Annotated in this window: 1 protein-coding gene; it reads left to right on the top strand. The window is 44.3% G+C overall.

Going from position 1 to position 1,667, the window contains the following annotated elements; translation table 11 throughout:
- Positions 1 to 197: 197 nt before the first annotated feature.
- The gene (locus ACTQ3R_RS16475; protein WP_321690086.1) at positions 198 to 1,517 is read left to right on the top strand and encodes an IS4 family transposase; all 1,320 of its coding nucleotides are present in this window, start codon (positions 198 to 200) and stop codon (positions 1,515 to 1,517) included.
- The last annotated feature ends 150 nt before the right edge of the window (positions 1,518 to 1,667 follow it).

A 1,667-nucleotide genomic window follows, 5' to 3' on the forward strand; every position in this document is an offset into this window, starting at 1 on the left:
CCAATGTCAGTAAGTTAAGCTGACAAATCCTCCTACCCTCAGAAATGAGAGGGTAGGAGGATTTTTTTCGTAATAATTCAAAACAGGGCTTGACAAAAGCATCATTTCGTGCGGCCATTTTGCTAACTTCGGTTAGCAAAATGGCCTTTGTAGTTAGAAGCGTGTCCCGACACGCCAAACTACGAGGAGGCTTACTTATGAATCCAAAAACCGTAAAAAAAGCACTGAAAGATGCAATTCAAGCTATGACAGACTACAAATGGCTCTTCTCCGCAAGACCCGGCAAAGACAATACCAGGAACAGGAAGTTTCCCTTTCAAAAAGTGATTCCCTTCATCCTGGCCTTTAGAGGCGGAACGCTTAACCACGAAATTATGGATTTCTTTGGCTTGGATCCCTCTGCGGGAACTTCTTCTGCTTTTATCCAACGACGATCTACAATCCTTCCAGAGGCGTTTGAATCCCTATTCCATGACTTCTCCAGAAGTGTCGACGAAAACAAGCTGTACAGAGGTCTCCGTCTTCTTGCCGTTGATGGCTCCGATTTGCAGATTGCAGCCAATCCCAAAGACCCGGATTCCTACTATCCGGGGGTAAACGGGCAGAGAGCATACAACCTGCTGCATATCAACGCTATGTATGATTTGCACCAGCACATTTATGTGGATGCTCTTGTTCAGAAAAGCAGAAAGGCTGACGAATCTGCTGCATTAACTGCCATGGTAGATCGCTCTGCTATTGAAAGCGCTTTGCTCCTTGCGGACAGAGGCTATGAATCCTATAACAATCTTGCTCACATTCAGGAGAAGGGCTGGAATTTCTTGATCAGAATTAAGGATGGCACAGCCGGTATTGCATCCGGCCTTGCTTTGCCAGCCACAGATGAGTTCGATGTTCCTTTCCATTTGAAACTGACAAATAAGCAGTCAAATGAAGTAAAAGAACTGCTTAAAGACAAAAATCACTATAGGCATATCACAAATACCATCCGATTTGATTATCTGCCACGCACATCAAGAAAGTACGACCCTGCTGTATTCTTTGAACTGCATTTCAGAATCGTTCGCTTTCCTATCTCAGATACCGCCTGTGAAACCATTATTACGAATCTGGATGCATCCGCTTTCCCTTTACATGATATTAAGAGGCTTTATGCGATGCGCTGGGGTATTGAGACCTCTTTCCGCAACTTGAAACACACTCTGGGACTTCTTCATTTACACGCAAAAAAGGTGGAGTTCGTTCTCCAGGAGATTTTTGCCAAGCTCACCATGTACAACTTCTGCGAATTGATTGCACAGTCCGTAGTCATCCGGCAGGCACAGAAAACGCATACCTATAAGGTTAATTTCTCTGATGCAGTACATATTTGCAGACAATTCTTCCTTGGAGCTGTCCCTCCACCCATTCTTGAAGCCATGCTTATGAGATATATTTCGCCCATTCGCCCCGGTCGAAAAGATACTCGTAAGCTAACGCAGAAATCTTCTGCCAGCTTCACCTATAGAGTAGCATAATTCTTGTGATTTGAACATTCTTTTTAAAGCGGATTTTCCGATCCGCTTTGTTGTCATGCCCTAATGTCGCAAAAGACAGCACACAGCTTGCTTTCGCTTTGCTGTGTGCTGCCTTTGTGAGGTTCCTTACTTGCTAACTAAGTGACATTG

This window comes from Lawsonibacter sp. LCP25S3_E2, from assembly GCF_052117285.1.
In the GTDB taxonomy this organism is placed as follows: domain Bacteria; phylum Bacillota; class Clostridia; order Oscillospirales; family Oscillospiraceae; genus Lawsonibacter.